This window comes from Pseudomonas sp. BCRC 81390, assembly GCF_030341915.1.
Classification (GTDB): Bacteria; Pseudomonadota; Gammaproteobacteria; order Pseudomonadales; family Pseudomonadaceae; genus Aquipseudomonas.
On sequence record NZ_JATAAG010000004.1, the window covers coordinates 36,947 to 57,222 of the forward strand.

The 20,276-nt window shown below is 64.9% G+C and carries 25 protein-coding genes; 15 read left to right on the plus strand and 10 right to left on the minus strand.

Features of this window, described 5'->3' with window-relative positions:
- The first annotated feature begins 213 nt into the window (after window positions 1-213).
- Both QSV36_RS01875 and QSV36_RS01880 read left to right on the plus strand, forming a co-directional pair.
- Complete coding sequence (locus QSV36_RS01875; RefSeq protein WP_289129269.1) at window positions 214-1,098, plus strand: sugar nucleotide-binding protein; 885 nt, start codon at window positions 214-216, stop codon at window positions 1,096-1,098.
- Window positions 1,091-2,023 carry an NAD-dependent epimerase/dehydratase family protein gene (locus QSV36_RS01880; protein WP_289129272.1) on the plus strand — a complete coding sequence of 311 codons (933 nt, stop codon included), beginning with the start codon at window positions 1,091-1,093 and terminating at the stop codon, window positions 2,021-2,023. Before QSV36_RS01875 ends, QSV36_RS01880 begins: the two co-directional genes overlap by 8 nt.
- A gap of 64 nt (window positions 2,024-2,087) precedes the next feature.
- Here QSV36_RS01880 and QSV36_RS01885 read toward each other — a convergent pair whose 3' ends face one another.
- Entirely contained in the window at window positions 2,088-2,531 is a 444-nt protein-coding gene (locus QSV36_RS01885) for a winged helix-turn-helix transcriptional regulator (protein WP_289129275.1), read from the minus strand.
- A 102-nt stretch (window positions 2,532-2,633) separates the two neighbouring features.
- On the opposite strand from QSV36_RS01885, the gene QSV36_RS01890 reads away from it, so the two are divergent.
- Window positions 2,634-3,839: an MFS transporter gene (locus QSV36_RS01890; protein WP_289129277.1), complete on the plus strand. Its 1,206-nt coding sequence runs from the start codon at window positions 2,634-2,636 to the stop codon at window positions 3,837-3,839.
- On the opposite strand, the gene QSV36_RS01895 is transcribed toward QSV36_RS01890, so the two are convergent.
- The 5 genes from QSV36_RS01895 to QSV36_RS01915 all read right to left on the minus strand — a co-directional run bounded on the left by QSV36_RS01895 (window position 3,827) and on the right by QSV36_RS01915 (window position 7,744).
- Window positions 3,827-4,510 (minus strand): OmpW/AlkL family protein, encoded by a 684-nt coding sequence (locus tag QSV36_RS01895; RefSeq protein ID WP_225780189.1) that lies wholly within the window; start codon window positions 4,508-4,510, stop codon window positions 3,827-3,829. The genes QSV36_RS01890 and QSV36_RS01895 overlap by 13 nt on opposite strands.
- Window positions 4,511-4,619: 109 nt before the next feature.
- Window positions 4,620-5,186, minus strand: coding sequence for a DUF3299 domain-containing protein (locus tag QSV36_RS01900; RefSeq protein ID WP_289129282.1), 567 nt, complete (start codon window positions 5,184-5,186; stop codon window positions 4,620-4,622).
- A gap of 9 nt (window positions 5,187-5,195) precedes the next feature.
- Complete coding sequence (locus QSV36_RS01905; protein ID WP_289129285.1) at window positions 5,196-6,461, minus strand: ABC transporter permease; 1,266 nt, start codon at window positions 6,459-6,461, stop codon at window positions 5,196-5,198.
- Window positions 6,461-7,171 (minus strand): ABC transporter ATP-binding protein, encoded by a 711-nt coding sequence (locus QSV36_RS01910; protein WP_289129288.1) that lies wholly within the window; start codon window positions 7,169-7,171, stop codon window positions 6,461-6,463. The genes QSV36_RS01905 and QSV36_RS01910 overlap by 1 nt, the downstream gene beginning before the upstream one ends.
- A complete protein-coding gene (locus QSV36_RS01915) occupies window positions 7,172-7,744 on the minus strand; it encodes a DUF2796 domain-containing protein (RefSeq protein ID WP_289129289.1) in 573 nt (190 codons plus the stop codon).
- 129 nt (window positions 7,745-7,873) lie between these two features.
- On the opposite strand from QSV36_RS01915, the gene QSV36_RS01920 reads away from it, so the two are divergent.
- The gene (locus QSV36_RS01920) at window positions 7,874-8,215 is read left to right on the plus strand and encodes a hypothetical protein (protein ID WP_289129291.1); all 342 of its coding nucleotides are present in this window, start codon (window positions 7,874-7,876) and stop codon (window positions 8,213-8,215) included.
- A gap of 40 nt (window positions 8,216-8,255) precedes the next feature.
- On the opposite strand, the gene trxA is transcribed toward QSV36_RS01920, so the two are convergent.
- The 3 genes from trxA to QSV36_RS01935 are packed head-to-tail and all read right to left on the minus strand — an operon-like array spanning window position 8,256 to window position 10,272.
- Window positions 8,256-9,128, minus strand: coding sequence for a thioredoxin (gene trxA / locus QSV36_RS01925; protein WP_289129293.1), 873 nt, complete (start codon window positions 9,126-9,128; stop codon window positions 8,256-8,258).
- Window positions 9,129-9,159: 31 nt separating this feature from the next.
- A complete protein-coding gene (locus QSV36_RS01930; protein ID WP_289129296.1) occupies window positions 9,160-9,819 on the minus strand; it encodes a class I SAM-dependent methyltransferase in 660 nt (219 codons plus the stop codon).
- Window positions 9,820-10,272, minus strand: coding sequence for a YbaY family lipoprotein (locus tag QSV36_RS01935; protein WP_289129299.1), 453 nt, complete (start codon window positions 10,270-10,272; stop codon window positions 9,820-9,822).
- A gap of 106 nt (window positions 10,273-10,378) precedes the next feature.
- On the opposite strand from QSV36_RS01935, the gene nrdR reads away from it, so the two are divergent.
- From nrdR to QSV36_RS01990, 11 genes are all read left to right on the plus strand, one after another.
- The gene (gene nrdR / locus QSV36_RS01940; RefSeq protein ID WP_003255402.1) at window positions 10,379-10,843 is read left to right on the plus strand and encodes a transcriptional regulator NrdR; all 465 of its coding nucleotides are present in this window, start codon (window positions 10,379-10,381) and stop codon (window positions 10,841-10,843) included.
- Between the two features lie 2 nt (window positions 10,844-10,845).
- Complete coding sequence (gene ribD, locus QSV36_RS01945) at window positions 10,846-11,976, plus strand: bifunctional diaminohydroxyphosphoribosylaminopyrimidine deaminase/5-amino-6-(5-phosphoribosylamino)uracil reductase RibD (protein ID WP_289129302.1); 1,131 nt, start codon at window positions 10,846-10,848, stop codon at window positions 11,974-11,976.
- A 42-nt stretch (window positions 11,977-12,018) separates the two neighbouring features.
- Window positions 12,019-12,684: a riboflavin synthase gene (locus QSV36_RS01950; protein ID WP_170028055.1), complete on the plus strand. Its 666-nt coding sequence runs from the start codon at window positions 12,019-12,021 to the stop codon at window positions 12,682-12,684.
- Window positions 12,685-12,701: 17 nt separating this feature from the next.
- On the plus strand, window positions 12,702-13,793 hold the full coding sequence (gene ribBA, locus QSV36_RS01955) for a bifunctional 3,4-dihydroxy-2-butanone-4-phosphate synthase/GTP cyclohydrolase II (protein WP_170028056.1): 1,092 nt from the start codon (window positions 12,702-12,704) through the stop codon (window positions 13,791-13,793).
- A gap of 92 nt (window positions 13,794-13,885) precedes the next feature.
- Window positions 13,886-14,362, plus strand: a complete 477-nt coding sequence (gene ribH / locus QSV36_RS01960) for a 6,7-dimethyl-8-ribityllumazine synthase (protein ID WP_003255395.1) — start codon at window positions 13,886-13,888, stop codon at window positions 14,360-14,362.
- On the plus strand, window positions 14,359-14,859 hold the full coding sequence (nusB, locus tag QSV36_RS01965) for a transcription antitermination factor NusB (protein ID WP_289129308.1): 501 nt from the start codon (window positions 14,359-14,361) through the stop codon (window positions 14,857-14,859). The genes ribH and nusB overlap by 4 nt, the downstream gene beginning before the upstream one ends.
- An 18-nt stretch (window positions 14,860-14,877) precedes the next feature.
- Window positions 14,878-15,846, plus strand: coding sequence for a thiamine-phosphate kinase (gene thiL, locus QSV36_RS01970; protein WP_289129310.1), 969 nt, complete (start codon window positions 14,878-14,880; stop codon window positions 15,844-15,846).
- A complete protein-coding gene (locus QSV36_RS01975) occupies window positions 15,843-16,346 on the plus strand; it encodes a phosphatidylglycerophosphatase A family protein (protein ID WP_170028059.1) in 504 nt (167 codons plus the stop codon). The genes thiL and QSV36_RS01975 overlap by 4 nt, the downstream gene beginning before the upstream one ends.
- A gap of 32 nt (window positions 16,347-16,378) precedes the next feature.
- Window positions 16,379-17,095, plus strand: coding sequence for a substrate-binding periplasmic protein (locus QSV36_RS01980; protein WP_289129481.1), 717 nt, complete (start codon window positions 16,379-16,381; stop codon window positions 17,093-17,095).
- Between the two features lie 168 nt (window positions 17,096-17,263).
- Window positions 17,264-17,881: a GTP cyclohydrolase II gene (gene ribA, locus QSV36_RS01985; protein WP_003260612.1), complete on the plus strand. Its 618-nt coding sequence runs from the start codon at window positions 17,264-17,266 to the stop codon at window positions 17,879-17,881.
- A complete protein-coding gene (locus QSV36_RS01990; protein WP_289129314.1) occupies window positions 17,878-18,297 on the plus strand; it encodes an MFS transporter in 420 nt (139 codons plus the stop codon). Before ribA ends, QSV36_RS01990 begins: the two co-directional genes overlap by 4 nt.
- Before the next feature lie 64 nt (window positions 18,298-18,361).
- Here QSV36_RS01990 and dxs read toward each other — a convergent pair whose 3' ends face one another.
- On the minus strand, window positions 18,362-20,257 hold the full coding sequence (dxs, locus tag QSV36_RS01995; RefSeq protein WP_289129316.1) for a 1-deoxy-D-xylulose-5-phosphate synthase: 1,896 nt from the start codon (window positions 20,255-20,257) through the stop codon (window positions 18,362-18,364).
- Window positions 20,258-20,276: the final 19 nt, after the last annotated feature.

Sequence of the window (20,276 nt, forward strand, 5' to 3'; positions counted from 1 at the left end):
GTGAATCTAGACTTGTCGTTGTATCGGGGACATTGAGCCAGATATTGTTTACCCAAGATGTAGGGTGCGGCCCTTGTAGAAAGTAGGGAATGTCCCAGGAGGTGGCGGGAAACGCCTTACGTATGTACTGAAGCCCTAGGGTTGGACTTCCCGGGCGGGAAACCGCAAAATGACCCCTTTCCCTTGATCAACCTCTCCGGATCTGCTGACTCTATGCGTATGCGCCTAATGCTGTTGGGTGGTGGCAATGCCCTCGGGCAAGCGCTGATTCGTCTTGGGGCCGAGGAGGACATCGCTTTCCTGGCGCCGCGCCCGCCCGAAAACGGCTGGACTCCGGCCAGCCTTACCCAGTTGCTCGATGACCATCGCCCCGACGCGCTGGTCAACCTGGCCTACTACTTCGACTGGTTCCAGGCCGAGACGGTCAGCGAGCAACGCCTGGCCCTGCAGGAGCGGGCGGTGGAGCGCCTGGCGGAACTGTGCCAGCATCACCAGATCACCCTGGTGCAGCCTTCCAGCTACCGGGTGTTCGATGGTTCGCGGGCCACGGCCTACAGCGAAAAGGACGAACCGGTGCCGCTGGGGCTGCGCGGCCAGGCGTTGTGGCGCATCGAGCAGAGCGTGCGGGCGGCATGCCCGCAACATGTGCTGCTGCGCTTTGGCTGGCTGCTCGACGAAAGCATCGACGGCGCGCTGGGCCGCTTTCTGACCCGCGCCGAGCAACCGCAGGAACTGCTGCTGGCCGATGACCGGCGCGGCAACCCGACACCGGTCGACGATGCCGCCCGGGTCATCCTCTCGGTGCTCAAGCAGCTGGATTGCAGTGCGCCGTTGTGGGGCACCTATCATTACGCCGGCAACGAGGCGACCACGCCGCTGGCGCTGGGCCAGGCGATCCTCGCCGAGGCCGGCCATTATCGCCAGCTGGCCGTGCAGGCCCCGACGGCGCAGGCGCATGCTGCGCGGCCGGATGCCAGCGAAGAGCCGCAGCATGCGGTATTGGCCTGCAAGAAAATCCTTCATACCTTCGGCATCAAGCCGCGCGCCTGGCGTGCAGGCTTGCCGCCCCTACTGGACCGGTTCTACCGCCATGGCTGACGCCCCCATCCTGATCACCGGCGGTGCCGGCTTCATTGGCTCCCACCTGTGCGATGCGTTGTTGGACAAAGGCTACGCCGTACGTATTCTCGACGACTTTTCCACTGGCCGGCGTGGCAATCTGCAGGTTGATCATCCGCGCCTGCAACTGATCGAAGGCGATGTCGCCGATGCCGGGCTGGTCACGCAGGCGGCGGCCGGCTGCAGTGCCGTGGTGCACCTGGCCGCGGTGGCCTCGGTGCAGGCCTCGGTCGAGGACCCGGTGCGCACTCACCAGAGCAATTTCATCGGTACCCTGAACGTCTGCGAAGCCATGCGCGTGCACGGCCTGCGTCGGGTGTTGTTCGCTTCCAGCGCGGCGGTGTATGGCAACAATGGCGAAGGCGAATCGATTGCCGAAGACACCCCCAAGGCGCCGCTGACACCCTATGCCGTGGACAAGCTGGCCAGTGAACAGTACCTGGACTTCTACCGTCGCCAGCATGGCCTGGAGCCGGTGGTGTTCCGTTTCTTCAATATCTTCGGGCCGCGTCAGGACCCGTCCTCGCCTTACTCCGGAGTGATCAGTATCTTCTCCGAGCGCGCGGTGCAGGGCTTGCCGATAACGGTATTTGGCGACGGCGAGCAGACGCGGGACTTCCTCTATGTGGGCGATCTGGTCCAGGTGATGGTGCAGGCGCTGGAGCAGCCGCAGGTCGAGGAGGGGGCGGTGAACATCGGCCTCAACCAGGCCACCTCGCTGAACCAGTTGCTCGCAGCGTTGGAAAAGGTGGTGGGCCGTTTACCGACGATCAGCTACGCGGCGGCGCGTTCGGGTGACATTCGCCATTCGCGGGCGGATAATCAGCGCTTGCTGGCGCGGTTCGATTTCCCGCAGGCGACGCCGATCGTCGAGGGCCTGGCGCGGCTTCTGGGTAAGGGCTGACTACCCCAGGGGCGCTGTGCGCCCCTTTCGCGACACAAGGCCGCTCCTACAACAGCCCCGATCCTCACTGATGCTGCACTACCTTGCGCTGGCAATCCTCGGCCGCCAGGACTCGCCCGTCGTGGCTTCGTACCTGCAGTGTCTCCAGCGCCTGCCCGGTCACACGTTCCACCAGATCAGAACGCGCTTCACCTGCTTCGAACAGAAATCGCTCGCCCCACTGCCTCAAGCCAACTACCACCGGAAACACCGATCGCCCTTTCTCGGTCAGCACGTACTCCTTGTAGGCGCTGCCATCCGATGCCGGTTGCAGCGTCAATAGCCCGCTCTCCACCAGCGATTTCAGGCGTGAAGCAAGGATGTTCTTCGCCAGCCCGAGGTTCTTCTGAAACTCGCTGAAGCGTCGCAGGCCGTCGAAGGCATCACGCAGAATCATCAGCGCCCAGCGGTCGCCCAGCACCTCCAGTGCACGTGCCACGGGGCACTGCGCTTTATTTTCATCGAGCATTACAGCAAACCTGTCTTGATTATCTGGTTGCAGACTAAAACCACATTTGTTAAATATCCAGCATGTGGTTTCAATTCAAAACCAGATATCGAGACCTGCCCGATGCGCCCTGTGCTGACACGCTGGACAACGCTGTTGCTCGCCATAACCAGCGCCATGGCCGTGGCGACCGTGTATTTCGCCCAGCCTTTGCTTGAGTCGATGGCCGTCGACCTGGGTGTGGCGCAGCTGCAGATCGGCTGGGTAGTTGGCGCGACGCAGGCGGGCTATGCACTGGGGCTGCTGCTGATCGTGCCACTGGGGGACTTGATCGACCGCAAGCGCTTGTTGCTTGGGCAGTTACTCTGCTCGGCCCTGGCATTGGTCGGCGTAGCCCTGGCACCCAACTGGCCGCTGCTGTTGGCGACGCTGGCCATTACCGGACTGATGGCGGTCATGGTGCAGGTAATGGTGGCGCATGTGGCGAGTCTTGCTGCACCCGGCCAGCAAGGGCGGGCGGTGGGCACGGTTACCAGTGGGGTGGTGCTGGGTATTCTGCTGGCGCGGCTGGTCTCGGGCGGGCTTGCCGACCTGGCCGGTTGGCGCAGCGTATACCTGGTAGCCGCCGGGCTGCTAGCGCTGCTGGCGCTGGTGCTGTGGCGGTGCTTGCCGGCGGGACAGCCGATGGCGTTGCAGCCTGGCTACCGGGCACTGATCGCAGCCCAGTTCAGCTTGTATCGGCATGACCGCCTGCTGCGCCAACGCGGCTTGTTCGGCGTGTTGATCTTCGCTGCGTTCAGCGTGCTGTGGAGCGCCATGGTGATGCCCCTGAGTGCCGCGCCCTTGGCGTTGAGCCATAGCGAGATCGGCCTGTTTGGCATCGCCGGTGTGGCGGGCGCGTTGGCAGCAGGGCGCGCCGGTCGCCTGGCCGACCAGGGGCTGGGCGAACGCACCACCGGGTTGGCGCTGGCCCTGCTCACGCTGTCATGGCTGCCAACGGCCTTCGTCGGGCATTCTTTAACGGTGTTCGTGTTGGGTGTGCTGATGCTGGATCTTGCCGTGCAGGCAGTCCATGTCACCAACCAGAGCCTGTTGCTGGCCGGGCGCAGCGCCATGGCCAGCCGCTTGATCGGCGCCTACATGGGTTGCTATTCGCTGGGCAGTGGGCTGGGTGCGGTACTGGCGAGCTGGGTGTTTGCCCATTGGGGCTGGGCTGCGGTGTGTAGCCTGGGCATGGCCATCAGCGCGGTTGCGCTGGGGTATTGGCTGTGGCTACGACGGGCGAGGGCGGCCGAGGCCGCCCTGCAGTGTTCAGGTCAGAACTTGTAGCCAAGGCCGACCATATACACCCACGGGTCGACTTCGACGTTGACCTTGGTCTTGCTGTAGCCCAGTGCCGATGGGCCGTCGACGCTGGCTTTGGTGTCGATGTCGACGTACCAGACCGCGGCGTTGACCAGCAGGTTGTCGGTGAGCATGTAGTCCATGCCCAGCTGGCCGGCGATACCGACCGAGTCCTGCAGCTTGAGGTTGCTGAAGCCTTGTTGCTTGCGGGCACTGCTGAGGTCTTCATCGAAGAACAGGGTGTAGTTGATGCCCACCCCGGCATACGGCTGGAATCTGGAGCTTGGCTCCATCGGGTAGTACTGCAGCGACAGGGTCGGTGGCAGCTGCTTGATGTCTGCCAGCTTGCCATCCAGGCCGCCGCCCAGGCCCTTGACCCCGACGGTGTGCTTGAACGGGGTGGCCGCCAGCAGCTCCAGGCCGACGTGGTCGGTGAGCATGTAGGCGAAGGTCAGGCCCAGCTGGGTGTCGCTGTCCAGGGTTGCCTTGGTGCCGGAAACCTTGTTGCCATCGAACTTGAGGTCGCCGCTGCTTTCGTTGGGAGCGGTGGTGATGGCGCCGGCGCGCAGGATCATATCGCCTGCCTGATAAGCGTGGGCGGCAGGTGCGGCGAGCGCAAGGGCCACGAGTGAGGCGCCGAGCAAGGTCTTGTTCATGGAAGCTCCCAAAGGACGTGAGTAATCGAGTAGTCCAATGGTACGGATGCGTTTAAACAGAAAGTTTGACCCAGCTCAAAGAAGCGTCGCCACGAATTCGAAACAGTTCTCACTTCAGCTCATAAGCGTATATTTTTTCGGCTTCCATCTGGTAGCCGGCATCCGCCAATTCGCTGCTGGAGGCTCTAACTTGCAGCTTTCCCTCGATCCAGTAAGGCTGGTAAAGGTCTTCGATGCGCACGCCCATTTCGCTGTAGATGTGCACGATCTGGTTCGACGGTGGTGGAGGCACATGGATGCAGGCGCCGTAGTAGGGGACCAGCAGAAACTCGGTGGTGCGGCCTTCTTCGCTCACCTCCAGCGGCACGATGTAGCCGGGCAGCTTGATTTGCTGGCCGTCGAGGCTTTTCACCACTGGCGCATCGGGGGCCTGCTGGCGCGCCGGAGGCGCCGATTCGGCGGACAGTGCATCGCCGAGCTGCGACATGTCGTGCAGCGGCGCGAGTTGCGGCGGGATGACGGGGGCGCCTTCGGGGATCAGGGAAGGCCAGTCCAGTTCGCGGGGTTCGACGGCCCACAGCGGCATTGCCACTGTCAGCAGCAGGATCAGCAGTGTGTGTCGTGCGGGCCTCTTCGCAGGTTTACCCGCGAAAAAAGCGCTGAGGTTGCGGATCATTACCGGCTCTCAAAGGTGAATGGACAGGCCATCGGCCAGCGACTGCCGATAGGCACGCCACGCCGGCACGCTGCCCATCAGCAGCGCGGCCCCCAGGATGATAGCCAGCAATGTCCACTCATGAGTAATGGGCAGGGCCAGTGGCAGGTACAAGCCATAGTTGGCCTGTACGTACCCCTGTGCCAGGGCGATACCGGCATACAGCAAGCCAAGCCCGGCGATGATCCCGACTGCGGCCAGCGACAATGCTTCGAGTACCAGCAGGCCCGCGATATGCCAGGGCCTGGCGCCAACCGAGCGCAGTATCGCCATCTCCCGCCGACGCTCGTTCAGGCTGGTGAGGATCGCCGTGAGCATGCCGATCAGACCGGTCAGCACCACGAACAGCGAGACCACGAACAGCGCCTGCTCGGCAGTACCCATCAGGCTCCACAATTCCTGCAGCGCCACCCCGGGCAGGATCGCCAGCAGTGGCTCGTTGCGGTATTCGTTGATTTCCCGCTGCAGGCTGAAGGTGGCAATCTTGTTGTTCAGGCCAAGCATGAAGGCGGTGATAGCGGCAGGTTGCAGGTCCATCGTGCGCGCTTGTTCAGCACTGATGCGCCCTGCACCTCGGGCCGGCACGCCGTTGTGCCAGTCGATGTGGATGGCTTCCATACCGCCCAGGCTGATATGCAGGGTGCGGTCCACCGGCGTACCGGTGCGCTTGAGCACGCCAACCACGGTGAACGGTTTGTCGTCGTGCTTGACCAAGCTGACCGCGGCCACACCGTGCGCCAGTACCAGCTTGTCGCCAAGCTTGTAGTGCAACGCATCAGCCACTTCGGCACCGAGTACCACCTCGAACGGGTCATCGGCAAACGCGCGACCCTGGCTGAGCTCCAGGTGCTGGCGGCGGCCGTACTGGTAATGGCTGAAGTAGTCGCCGGTAGTGCCCATCACCCGATAGCCGCGGTGCGAGTCGCCCAGCGAGATGGGGATGGCCCACTTTACCCGCGGGTCATTGGCGTAGTGCTGGTAACTGTCCCAGCGGATGTTGTTGGTGGCGTTGCCGATGCGAAACACCGAGTACAGCAACAGGTTCACCGAGCCGGAGCGGGCACCGACGATCAGGTCGGTGCCGCTGATGGTGCTGGCGAAGCTGGCACGGGCCTCGGTACGTACCCGCTCCACGGCCAGCAACAGGCACACCGAAAGGGCGATGGCAAAGGCGGTAAGGAACGCGGTGAAGCGGCGGTTGGCCAGGCTGGCCAAGGCAAGGCGAAGCAGGTACATCAGGCCTCCCGGGGCTTGGCGGCACGGTTGAGTTCGGCCAGCGACAGGTGCCGGTCAAACAGCGGCGCCAGGCTCTGGTCATGGCTGACGAACAGCAGGCTGGCACCGGCGGCGCGGCATTCATCGAACAGCAGGCGGATGAAGGCTTCGCGCGTGTCGGCGTCCAGCGCCGAGGTCGGTTCGTCGGCGATCACCAGCTCGGGCTGGCCGATCAGCGCGCGGGCGGCGGCAACCCGTTGCTGCTGGCCGATCGACAGGCTGTCGGCGCGGCGCGCGAGCAGCATCGGGTCGCCCAGGCCTAGATGGGCCAGCAACGTGCTGGCCGCCTGGTCGACACTGCCATGGCGCTGCTCGGCGCGGGCCTTGCGGTTGTGCGAGAAGCGACAGGGCAGCTCGACGTTTTCACGTACCGAGAGGAACGGCAGCAGGTTGAACTGCTGGAAGATATAGCCGGTGTGGTCAACCCGGAAGCGGTCGCGCGCGCCCTGGCCCAGGCTGCCGAGGTCCTGGCCGAGCAACTGGATGCGCCCCTGGCCCGGCACGTTCACCCCGCCCAGCAAGCCCAGCAAGGTGGTCTTGCCGCTGCCGCTGGGGCCCTTGAGGAACAGGGCCTCGCCAACGTCCAGCTGGAACACCGGGATGTCCAGCAGCGCAGGCTGGCCTGGCCAGCCGAACACGAGGTCGCGCAGTTCGATCAACGGCTGGCGCATTCAGAACGCGACCGCTGCCTTGGCCGGCGTGGTTTCCAGGCCTTTCTGGCCGTTGGGGCCAATCAATTGCACGTTGATCTTCTGCGTGGCCGGGAAGGCCTTGAATAGCGGTGCGAGGTCCAGTTGCGTCAATTTATCCGGGCTAGCGCAGGTCAGTTGGTAATGGGCACCGATGTCGCTGTGTGCGTGGTCATGGTCATGATCGTCGTCGTCAGCTTTCGGGGCGTCACCGAACAACGGGCTTTCCAGCTCTTGCTGGTCTTCCTTGCACCCGGCGGCAGCCGGCAGGCCGAACAGTTTCAGCGGCTGCTCGAGCTGCTGGCGCACTGCCACGACCTTGGCTTTGTCGGCATCGCTGCTGGCGGCGTGTTCGAACCCGACCAGGTTCATGGCCGGGCTGTCCAGCTCCAGTTCAAGGGTATTGCCGTCGAGCACGGCATTGAGCCTGGCCACGCCATGCTCGTGGGCCCCAAGGGTGCCGTGGGCGTGGTCGTGATCGTGGTCATCGTCGTGGGCTTGGGCCACGGCCAGTGGCAACAAGGCGAAGGGCAGGGCGAGCAGCAGGCGGCGCATGGACGACTCCGGGACGGCTGGAAGATGTGGTTATGTTATAACAACTTTTCTGCGCGCTGCCAGCCTGCGTGGCGCAGGTTTCATGTTCGGGTAGCATGGTTGCATTGACCTGGGTTCAAGGAATGCATCATGAGGATTCGTGGACAGATCGGTGACTGGCCGGTGGACTTGACCATCGAGCTGGAGCCAGAAGAGTGGGCGCAGCTGCGGCGGCCAGAGGCGCCGGCGCTGGGGCAGACGGCTGCGGCGGCAACGGTGGCACCGCCGCGCCAGGATGACGGGCAATGGACGGCGGCGCGCGATGTGTTGCGCCTGGCAGGGCAGATGAGCGGGCCGGAGTTGCTCGACCGCCTGGAAGGGTTGGCCGGGAGTACGGCAGCGGGTAAACGGCTGCTGGTGCGCTTGCGGCACAGCAGTGAGGTGAAGGTGGAAAGCGGCGTAGACGCGCCGGTGTATCACTGGGTGGGGTGAGGTTTCAGCAAATTGGGGCCGCAAAGCGGCCCCAGTATTCTCAGAACATTGCCGCTGAAAGCTTGCGACGGTACACGCTGACCAGTGGGTGATCGCCACCGAGCAACTCGAACACCTGCAGCATCGCCTTCTGTGGCAAGCCATTGTCATAACCACGGTTACGCTGGAACAGCTTCAGCAACCCGTCCAGCGCCGCCTCATACTGCTGGCGCGCCAGCTGCTGCACGCTCAGCTGGTAGGCCGCCTCGTCATCCTGCGGGTTCTGCGCCAGGCGGCTCTTCAGGTCAGCCACTTCCGGTAGGCTGGCGGCCTGGCGCAGGAAAGTCAGCTGGGCCTTGGCACCGGCCAATGCCGCTTTATGCTCGTCCGTCTTGACCGCGTCCAGCACCACCTGGGCTTCACCCAGCTCACCGCGTTCGGCCAGGCAGCGGGCGTACAGGATCAACGCCTCGGCATTGCTGTTGTCCTCTCCGAGCAACGCCTGCAGCAGCGCCTCGGCCTCGGCAAAGCGGCTTTCGGCGAACAGCGCCTTGGCCTGCTCCAGCGGCGAGGCGGTAGGTGCGGCAGGCAGCTGCACATGCGGCTCGAGCATGGCGCGGATCGCCGACTCTGGCTGGGCACCGGCAAAACCGTCCACCGGCTGGCCATCCTTGAACAGCACCACGGTCGGCAGGCTGCGGATGCCGAACTGGGCAACCACCTGTTGCTCCACGTCGCAGTTGATCTTGGCCAGCAGCAGCTCGCCCTGGTAGCCCTCGGCGATCTTCGCCAGCAATGGCATCAGCGCCTTGCAGGGCGCGCACCACTCGGCCCAGAAGTCGACCAGTACCGGCTTGTGGAAGGAGTTCTCGATCACCAGTTGCTGGAAGGTGGCATCGGTGGCGTCGAAAATGTACGGCGTGTCTTGGCTCATCGCGACTCTCGCAAACTCATGAATGGCTCCACTATAAGGTGTCGCGGCTGGCGTGGTACAGGCTGACCCGGCGGAATTCGTGTGGCTCGGCCAGGTCCGGCAGGGTCAGGGCTTCGAGTACCCCCAGCTGCTGGTAGAGCGGGTGGCTGAAGTCGCGAACCCGCGAGTCGGCCACCAGCGCCTGACGGCCGCGGTCGAGGAAGGCGTCCAGCAGCGGCAGGTTGGCGCGGTCATACAGCACATCGGCGACCAGGATCAGGTCGAAGCGGTCGTCTTCGGCGAAGAAGTCGCTGCTGTAACCCAACTCCACCCCGTTCAGCGCAGCATTCGCCCGGCAGGCATTCAGGGCTAGCGGGTCGAGGTCGCAGGCCACCACCTCCAGCGCCCCGGCGCGGGCGGCGGCAATGCCGGCGATACCCGAGCCGGCGCCAAAGTCCAGCACGCGCTTGCCAGCGACCCACTCCGGGCGCTCGGCCAGGTAACGGGCCATGGCCAGGCCGCTGGCCCAGCAGAAGCTCCAGTACGGCGGGTCTTCCAGAATACGCCGGGTCTCCTCGCTGCTGAAGGCGCGGTCCATGTTCTGGTCGTCGATCAGCCACAGCTTCAGGTCGCAGCCAGGCAGTTCGCTGACGGTCAGGCGTGCTTCGCCGATCAGGCTGCTGAGCGCCTGTTGCAGGGCAAGCGGCGCCACTTATGGCGCCTTCTCGAAACGCAGCGGGCCGGTGGCCTGGTTCTGGGCCTGGGTAATGCGCACGGGCGGCAGGTGCAGGATCAGCTGGCCGGAGCGGCTGGCGCGGCCACGCAGCTCGACCCGGGCTCCGGCGGGGAAGGCCTCGGGGTTGAAACGCAGCTGGTAGGGCAGGGCCTGGCCGGTGCCGGTCAGGTTGCTGCTGGCCAGCAGGCGCTGTGGGCGGTCGCGTTCGTCGATGACCAGCAAGGCCAGTTCGACCTCGGCCCCGGCCGGGATTTCCAGCAAGGTGCCGCTCAGCTCGCGCTGGTAGGCCGGCAGCGGGCCCAGTACGTCGGCCGGCTTGGCCTCCCGGGCTGGCGTGGGTGCCGCAGGGGTATCGGGCTTCGGCCTGTCGCTGCCACAGGCGGCGAGCAGGGCGGCGCAGCACAGCACGACGAGCGCTCGGTAGTGCATGGGGTAGTCCTTCACGGGCAGATTTCCCATGGATGTTAACCCCTTTGGCTTGTCTTGCCAGTGGGATGCGCTACCATGGCCCTCCCTTTTTTTGTTGCCTGCCACCATGCACTGTCCCTTTTGCGGTGCCAACGACACCAAGGTCATCGATTCTCGCCTCGTTGCCGAAGGCGAGCAGGTGCGCCGCCGCCGCGAATGCGTGGCCTGTGGCGAGCGCTTCACCACCTTCGAAACCGCCGAGCTGGTACTGCCCCGGCTGATCAAGCAGGACGGCACGCGCCAGCCTTTCGACGAAGAAAAACTGCGCGCGGGTATGCAGCGGGCGCTGGAAAAGCGCCCGGTGAGCGTCGAGCGCCTGGAAGCCGCGCTGGCCCACATCAAGAGCCGCCTGCGCGCTACCGGCGAGCGGGAAGTCAAGTCGCTGGTGGTCGGTGAAATGGTCATGGCCGAACTGCGCAAGCTCGACGAAGTGGCCTATATCCGTTTTGCCTCGGTTTACCGGCGCTTCCAGGACCTCGACGAGTTCCGCGAAGAAATCGACCGCCTGGCACGTGAGCCGGCCAAAGAGTGAGCATGCCCAGCCAGACTGCCATCCTCGATGCCCACTACATGGCCCGCGCGCTGCAGCTGGCGCGCAAGGGGCTGTACAGCACCCACCCGAACCCGCGCGTGGGCTGCGTGATCGTGCGCGATGGCGAAGTGGTCGGCGAGGGGTGGCACGAGCGCGCCGGCGAGCCGCATGCCGAAGTGCATGCCCTGCGCCAGGCCGGTGAGCGTGCCCGGGGCGCCTGTGCCTACGTCACCCTGGAGCCGTGCAGTCACCATGGCCGCACGCCGCCGTGCGCCGAAGCGCTGGTCAAGGCTGGCGTGGCGCGGGTAGTCGCCGCCATGCAGGATCCTAACCCGCAAGTGGCGGGGCAAGGCCTGCGGCGCCTGGCCGAGGCCGGTATCGAAGTGGCCAGCGGGGTACTCGAGGGCGAGGCCCGCGCGCTCAACCCGGGCTTCCTCAAACGCATGGAACATGGCCTGCCGTTCGTTCGCGCCAAACTGGCGATGAGCCTGGATGGGCGCACGGCCATGGCCAGCGGCGAAAGCCAGTGGATCACCGGCCCGGCCGCGCGTTCTGCCGTGCAGCGCCTGCGCGCCCGCTCCAGTGTGGTGCTGACCAGCGCCGCCAGCGTGCTGGTCGACAATGCGCGCATGACCGTGCGCGGCGCCGAGCTGGGCCTGGATGCCGAAACCACCGCGCTGGCACTCAGCCGTGCACCGCTGCGCGTGCTGGTCGATGGCCGCCTGCGCCTGCCGCTGGACGCGCCGTTCTTCCAGGCCGGCCCGGCCCTGGTAGTGAGCGCTGTCGCGGATGACCCGCGCTATGCCGCTGCCGGCCACGAACTGCTCAGCCTGCCGGGCGATAATGGCCAGGTCGACCTGCCTGCGCTGCTGCGGGCGCTGGCCGCCCGTGGCGTCAATGAAATCCTGCTGGAGGCCGGTGCTGGCCTGGTTGGTGCCTTTGCCCGGCAGGGCCTGATCGACGAGTACCAGTTGTTCGTCGCTGGCACCTTCCTAGGCAGCCATGCACGCCCGCTGCTGGACTGGCCCCTGGACAAGATGAGCGAAGCGCCGCGGTTGAAAATTACCGGAATGCGCGCAGTGGGCGATGACTGGCTGGTCACAGCCGTGCCCCTGCCGGCGCCCGGCGTATAATGCCCGGCTTGCCCAGCGCAAACCGTTTCTGAGGAAGACCCAATGTTCACCGGCATCATCGAATCCATCGGCACCATCCGCAGCCTGACCCCCAAGGGCGGTGACGTGCGCGTCTACGTCGAAACCGGCAAGCTCGACCTGGCTGACGTCAAGCTCGGCGACAGCATCGCCGTCAATGGCGTGTGCCTGACGGCCGTCGAGTTGCCGGGCGACGGCTTCTGGGCCGACGTCAGCGTCGAAACCCTCAAGCGCACTGCCTTCATCGACCTCAAGAGTGGCAGCAAGGTCAACCTGGAAAAGGCCCTGACTCCCACCACCCGCCTGGGCGGGCACCTGGTCAGCGGCCATGTCGACGGGGTTGGCGAAATCATCTCGCGCAGCGATAACGCCCGCGCCATCCAGTTCCGCGTGCGTGCACCGAAGGAGCTGGCCAAGTACATCGCCCACAAGGGCTCGATCACCGTCGACGGCACCAGCCTGACGGTCAATGAGGTCAATGGCGCCGAGTTCGAGCTGACCATTGTCCCGCACACCCTGTCCGAAACCATCATGGCCGACTACCGCGCAGGGCGTCGGGTCAACCTTGAGGTCGACTTGCTGGCCCGTTACCTGGAGCGCTTGCTGCTGGGCGACAAGGCCGCCGAACCGAGCAAGGGCAGTGGCATTACCGAAAGCTTCCTGGCCGCCAACGGCTTCTTGAAATCCTGATTGAGAGGGGGTGCCGCGTGGCGCTCAACAGCATCGAAGAACTGGTCGAAGACATCCGCCAGGGCAAAATGGTCATCCTCATGGATGACGAAGACCGCGAGAACGAAGGCGACATCATCATGGCCGCCGAGTGCTGCCAGCCTGAGCACATCAACTTCATGGCCAAGCACGCCCGTGGCCTGATCTGCATGCCGATGACCCGCGAGCGTTGCGAAACGCTGAAGTTGCCGCTGATGGCGCCGCGCAACGGCTCGGGCTTCGGCACCAAGTTCACCGTGTCGATCGAGGCCGCCGAAGGCGTCACCACCGGCATTTCCGCCGCCGACCGTGCTCGTACCGTGCAGGCCGCCGCCGCCAAGGATGCCAAGGCCGAAGACATCGTCAGCCCAGGCCACATCTTCCCGCTGATGGCCCAGCCCGGCGGCACCCTGGCCCGTGCCGGCCACACCGAGGCTGCCTGCGACCTGGCGCGCATGGCCGGTTTCGAGCCGAGCGGGGTGATCTGCGAAGTGATGAACGACGACGGCACCATGTCGCGCCGCGCCGAGCTGGAAGTGTTCGCCGCCGAACACGGCCTGAAGATCGGCACCATCGCCGACCTGATCCACTACCGCATGATCCACGAGCGCACCGTGCAGCGCGTTTCCGAGCAACTGATCGAGAGCGAGCTGGGCGAATTCAACCTAGTCACCTACCGTGACGCGGTCGAAGGCGACGTGCACATGGCGCTGACCTTGGGCAAGATCTGCGCCGAAGAGCCAACCCTGGTGCGCGTGCACAACATGGACCCGCTGCGCGACCTGCTGCTGGTCAAGCAGCCAGGGCGCTGGAGCCTGCGCGCTGCCATGGCCGCCGTGGCCGAGGCTGGCAGCGGCGTGGTACTGCTGCTGGGCCACCCGCTGGACGGCGACGTGCTGCTGGCGCACATCCGCGAAAGCGCCGGCGAAGCGCCGGTCAAGGCGCCGACCACCTACAGCACCGTGGGTGCCGGTTCGCAGATCCTGCGCGACCTGGGTGTACGCAAGATGCGCCTGATGAGTTCGCCGATGAAGTTCAACGCGATATCCGGATTCGATCTGGAAGTTGTAGAATACGTGCCCTCCGAGTGACTTGAGGCGGCAAATGCGCCGTCCAGCTCGAGTCCATACCCCTGTCGAGGCCGCCAGCAAGCGGCCTCGCTCTTGAAGATGAGAATATCGGAATGACCCTGAAGACCATCGAAGGTACCTTCATCGCCCCCAAAGGTCGCTATGCTTTGGTGGTTGGCCGCTTCAACAGCTTCGTCGTCGAAAGCCTGGTAAGCGGTGCCGTTGATGCCCTGGTACGCCACGGTGTCAGCGAAAGCGACATCACCATCATCCGTGCCCCGGGCGCGTTCGAAATCCCGCTGGTGGCACAGAAAGTCGCCCAGCAAGGTGCCTACGACGCGATCATCGCCCTCGGCGCAGTGATCCGTGGCGGTACCCCGCACTTTGAATACGTAGCGGGCGAATGCACCAAGGGCCTGGCCCAGGTGTCCATGGAGTTCGGTGTTCCGGTGGCCTTCGGCGTGCTGACCGTCGACTCCATCGAGCAAGCCATCGAGCGTTCCGGCACCAAGGCCGGCAACAAAGGTGCTGAAGCTGCCCTGTCCGCTCTGGAAATGGTCAGCCTGCTGGCGCAGTTGGAGGCCAAGTGATTAGCGACGAAAGCGATCGTTTCAACCCGCGCGATCCAAAACCTGCGGATGCCGGCAAGCCGTCGAAGAGCGCCAAGCGTCGCGAAGCCCGCAAGCTCGCGACCCAGGCGCTGTACCAGTGGCACATGGCGCAGCATTCGCTGAACGAGATCGAAGCGCAATTCCGGGTCGATAACGATTTTTCCGATGTCGATGGCGCCTATTTCCGCGAGATCCTGCATGGGGTCCCGGCGATCAAGAGCGACATCGACAACGCCCTGAAGCCCTGCCTGGACCTGCCACTGGACGAGCTCGACCCGGTCGAGCTGGCCGTGCTGCGGCTGTCCACCTGGGAGTTCATCAAGCGCGTTGACGTGCCGTACCGCGTGGTGATCAACGAGGGTGTCGAGCTGGCCAAGGTCTTCGGTGCCACCGACGGCCACAAGTTCGTCAACGGTGTGCTGGACAAGCTGGCGCCGAACCTGCGCGAAGCAGAAGTCAAGGCGAACAAGCGCTGATCCTGGCGCAGCTGGCCCATGGGTGAGTTCGAACTGATCAACCATTACTTCGCCGCCGCGCCCTGTGCGCAAGGTGGCGAGGGCGTGGCGCTGGGTATCGGCGACGACTGTGCCCTGCTGGACCTGCCCCCTGGCGAGCAACTGGCGGTGTCCACCGACACCCTGGTCGCCGGCGTGCATTTCCCTGCGGTGTGCGATCCGCTTCTGCTGGGGCAGCGGTCGTTGGCCGTGGCGGCCAGCGACCTGGCGGCCATGGGCGCGACGGCCATAGGCTTCACCCTTGCGCTGACCTTGCCCGACGTCGGCCCCGACTGGCTCGAAGCATACGCCAACGGCCTCAGCCGCATGGCTCATCGGTGCCGCATGAGCCTGATCGGTGGCGACACCACCCGTGGCCCGTTGAGCATAACCGTTACCGTGTTCGGCCGTGTGCCCGTCGGCCAGGCGTTGCGCCGCAGTGGCGCGCGGCCGGGCGACCTGCTGTGCGTGGGCGGTTCGCTGGGCAAGGCTGCCGGTGCGTTGCCGCTGGTGCTGGGTGAGCGACAGGCGCCTGCCGAGCAGGCCAAGCCGCTGCTGCGCCATTATTGGGCGCCGATGCCGCAGTTGACCCTCGGCACGTGGCTGCGAGGCCGCGCTACGGCTGCGCTGGATATCTCCGACGGCCTGCTCGCCGATTGTGGTCATATCGCCAAGGCATCCGGGGTCGCCCTTGAGGTGAACCTGGCCCAGGTACCAGTGTCTGCTGAGGTGGAGGCATTACTGGGTCGTGAGGCCGCAGTGCAGGCCGCGCTTAGCGGAGGCGATGATTACGTGCTGGCCTTTACCCTGCCGCGTGAAGCACTTGCATCCCTGACAGCCCTGGGTTTCATCGAAGTGCATGTCATTGGCCGCGTAGTCGAAGGGCAGGGCGTGACCTTGCGCGACGCGCAAGGCCGGGACATCACCCCCGCGCAACGCGGCTACCAACATTTCAGGGAGACACCGTGACCGATCACCCCAACCAGGTGCCTGCGGAGTTCGTTCCGCCCTCGGTCTGGCGCAACCCATGGCACTTCATTGCCTTTGGTTTCGGCTCCGGCACCTTGCCCAAGGCCCCGGGTACCTGGGGCTCGCTGGTCGCCATCCCGTTCATCCCGCTGTGGCAGATGCTGCCCGACTGGGGCTACTGGCTGCTGCTGGGCGTGAGCATGCTGTTCGGTTTCTGGCTGTGCGGCAAGGTCGCCACCGACCTGCGTGTGCATGACCATGAAGGCATCGTCTGGGACGAAATCGTCGGCATGTGGATAACCCTCTGGCTGGTGCCGGAAGGCTGGCAGTGGCTGCTGGCAGGGTTCCTGATGTTCCGCTTCTTCGACATCCTCAAGCCGTGGCCGATCCGCTGGGTCGACCGCCACGTACATGGGGGTGTCGGGATCATGCTCGACGATATCCTGGCCGGTGTGTTCGCCTGGCTGGGCATGCAGGTGCTGGTGTGGGCGGTTGCCTGATTCGCCGGCGTTTGCCGACGCTGCTGCTGGCCATGCTGCTCAGCTTTGCGCCATGGATAGCGGCTGCCGAGGGCTTGCCTGCTCAAATCCGCCTGGTCAGCGAGGAGTGGCTCGACTACACCAATGGCGACGGTACCGGGGTGGCCTGGGATGTGCTGCGCAAGGTGTTTGAGCCGGCCGGGGTCAAGGTGGCAACCCAGGGCGCGCCCTACAGCCGTGCGGTCGGCCTGGTCAAACGTGGCGAAGCGGATGCCTGGGTGGGTTCGTACAAGGAAGAGGACGCCGACAACCTGTATCCGCGCTGGCACTTCGACATGGACCACATCTACGCCTTGGGCCTGGCCAGCAAACCTGTACCTACCCGGGACACGATCGGCCAATACCGTCTGGTCTGGGTGCGTGGCTACAATTTCGGCCATTACCTGCCTGATGTGCGTGATTCCCGGGAGGTGCAACGCCGCGAAGGCATCCTGCCGATGCTCGAACATGATCGGGTGGACTTCTATATTGATGCGCGGACCGAGGTCGATCACGTGCTCGCCCAGACTTCCCAGCCCGAGCGTTTCCGCCGCACCCATGTAGCCGAACTGCCGTTGTACCTGGCCTTCGCCCGCAACGACCGGGCCAAGGCCCTGCGTGATCTGTTCGACAAGCGCATGGCCGAGTTGGTACGCAGTGGTGAACTGAAGCCGATTTTCGAACACTGGCAGCAGCCGTATCCGTTCACGCCGGGCAGCAAACCACAATAAGGCTCGCCAAATGGCATGCATGGGTCGCCTGCGGCAGCGCTACCGGGTGCTGATCTCTAAGCATCGAACTTTTCGATCTTACCCCACGGTATTCAGCCAGCGCACAGCCGCCAACCTGCTGATACAATCGGCCCACTAGAAATTTCCTACTTATTCCAGGAGCACAACGTGCCCGTCGTCTTTGTTGCCGCCTCTAAACTCCCGACTCCCTTCGCGACCTTCACCATGCATGGTTTCCTCGACGAAGCCACGGGGCGTGAGCATGTGGTGCTCAGCTTGGGTGACATCGCAGATGGCCAGCCGGTGCTGGGGCGTCTGCACTCCGAGTGCCTGACCGGCGACGCCCTGTTCAGCCAGCGCTGTGACTGTGGCTCGCAACTGGAAGCGGCATTGCAGGCCATCGCCCGCGAGGGCCGTGGCGTGCTGCTGTACCTGCGCCAGGAAGGCCGTGGTATCGGCCTGCTGAACAAGATTCGCGCGTATGAGCTGCAGGATGGTGGCGCCGATACCGTCGAAGCCAACGAGCGCCTGGGCTTTGCCGCCGACCAGCGCGACTACGCCATGTGCCTGCCGATGCTGGAGCACCTGGGCGTGAAGTCGCTGCGCCTGATGACTAACAACCCGCGCAAGGTGAAAGCCCTGACCGACATGAACATCGTCGTCGCCGAGCGCGTGCCGCTGCACACCGGGCACAACCCGCACAACCGCTATTACCTGGCAACCAAGGCCGGCAAGCTCGGTCACATGCTGGGTAACGAGCACCAGGGCGAGGTGCCCCAGGCGTGACTCGCGCCGAGGTCAAGCGGCGTCTGGCGCTGGCGTGGTGGCAATACCTGGCGGTGGGCCTGGTGCCGCTGCCGGTCATGGCCTGGGCCTTTGGCGGTGGTGATGCGCTGGTGCCCGTGCTGGCCATGCCGCTATTCATTGCCGGGGCGGCGACCATGTTCCTCAGCCTGCCGCGTTTTGCTGCCTACAAGCGCGCGTTGATTGCCACCTCGCAGGTACTGGGCACTGGCGACGAACCCGCCGCCTGGATCGAGCTGGCGCGGGTGCGGCGCCTGGCCATGCTGTATGCCTGCTTCCCGGCCTGGGTCGCTGCGCTGTCGGTGTTGGTCGGCCTTGAGGCGGTGCCGCAGATTCTGCTGGCGTTGTCCACCGTGGTGGTGCTGTACCTCTACCGCATTCCGCGCCAGCTCGGCTGACGCCTGCCGCAGGGCCCGGTGGGCAGGCGATCGAAGCCATGGGCCGCAAAGCGGCCCCAAGGGATTACAACCCGAGCCAGGCCATTCGAGCCTTCACCGAAGCCTCGATGCCGGCTGCATCCAGCCCGCACTCGGCCAGCATCTGCGCCGGCTTGGCATGCTCGACATAAATGTCCGGTAGGCCCAGATGCAAAAGTGGTTTCACGATCGCCTGGCTGGCCAGGAACTCGCCGACGGCAGCACCCGCACCGCCCATGATGGCGTTTTCTTCGATGGTTACCAGCAGCTCATGGCCAGCGGCCAGCTCCAGCACCAGCGCCTCGTCCAGCGGTTTGACGAAGCGCATGTCGACCACGGTAGCGTTGATCTGCTCAGCCACTTGCATGGCCTCCGCCAGCTGTACGCCGAACACCAGCAAGGCGACTTTCTCGCCTTGGCGCCGCACCACACCCTTGCCGATCTCCAGCGGTTCCAAGTCACCGCTGATCGGCGCGTTGGGGCCGGTGCCGCGCGGGTAGCGCACCGCCGCAGGGCCGTTGTACAGGTGGCCGGTGCTGAGCATCTTGCGCAGCTCGTTCTCGTCGCTCGGGGTCATCACCAGCATGCCCGGGATACAGCGCAGGTACGACAGGTCATAGCTGCCTGCATGGGTCGGGCCATCTTCGCCGACCAGGCCGGCGCGGTCGATGGCGAACAGCACGTCGAGGTTCTGCACCGCCACATCGTGGATCAGCTGGTCATAGGCGCGCTGCAGGAAGGTGGAATAGATCGCCACCACCGGCTTGCTGCCCTCGCAGGCCATGCCGGCCGCCAAGGTCACGGCATGCTGTTCGGCAATCGCCACATCGAAGTAGCGCTCCGGGTAGCGTTCGCTGAAAGCGACCAGGTCGGAACCTTCCTTCATCGCCGGGGTAATGCCCACCAGGCGGTTGTCGGCAGCGGCCATGTCGCACAGCCACTGGCCGAACACGGCGGAATACTTGGGGCCGCTGGCTTTTTTCGGCGCCGCTGGCTTGTCTGCCGGCTCCAGCTTGGTGATGGCGTGATAGCCGATCGGGTCGAGTTCGGCCGGGGCGAAGCCTTTGCCCTTCTTGGTCACTACGTGGAGGAACTGCGGGCCCTTGAGGTCACGCATGTTGCGCAGGGTGGCGATCATGGTTGGCAGGTCATGACCGTCGATCGGGCCGATGTAGTTCCAGCCCAGCTCTTCGAACAGCGTGCCCGGCACCAGCATGCCTTTGGCGTACTCTTCGGTGCGGCGGGCGATCTCCCAGGCGCCTGGCAGGCGCGACAGCACTTTCTTGCTGCCCTCGCGCATGCTCGCGTAGGTGCGGCTGGAGAGGATCTTGGCCAGGTAGTTGGACAGGCCGCCTACGTTGCGCGAAATCGACATGTCGTTGTCGTTGAGGATCACCAGCATGTCAGCGTTGACTTCCTGGGCGTGGTTCAACGCCTCGAAGGCCATGCCGGCGGTCAGCGCGCCGTCACCAATCACCGCGATCGACTTGCGCGCGCTGTTCTGCAGACGGGCGGCAATGGCCATGCCCAGCGCGGCGCTGATCGAGGTGCTGGAATGGCCGACGCCAAAGGTGTCGTACTCGCTCTCGCTGCGGCGCGGGAAGGCGGCGATGCCGTCTTTCTGGCGCAGGCTGAGCATGCGCTTGCGACGCCCGGTGAGGATCTTGTGCGGGTAGGCCTGGTGGCCGACGTCCCACACCAGCCGATCGTCCGGGGTGTCGAAGACGTAGTGCAGGGCGATGGTCAGCTCGATGACGCCCAGGCCGGCACCAAAATGCCCACCGGTCTGGCCCACGGTGTAGAGCAGTTCCTGGCGCAGCTCGTCGGCCAGGGTCTCCAGGTCGGCTTCGGCCAGCCGGCGCAGGCCGGCAGGCGTGTCAGCGCGGTCGAGCAACGGCGTGACCGGGCGTTCGCGGGGGATCTCTTGAAACGTCGTGGGCATCAGGCGAGTCGTTATAGGT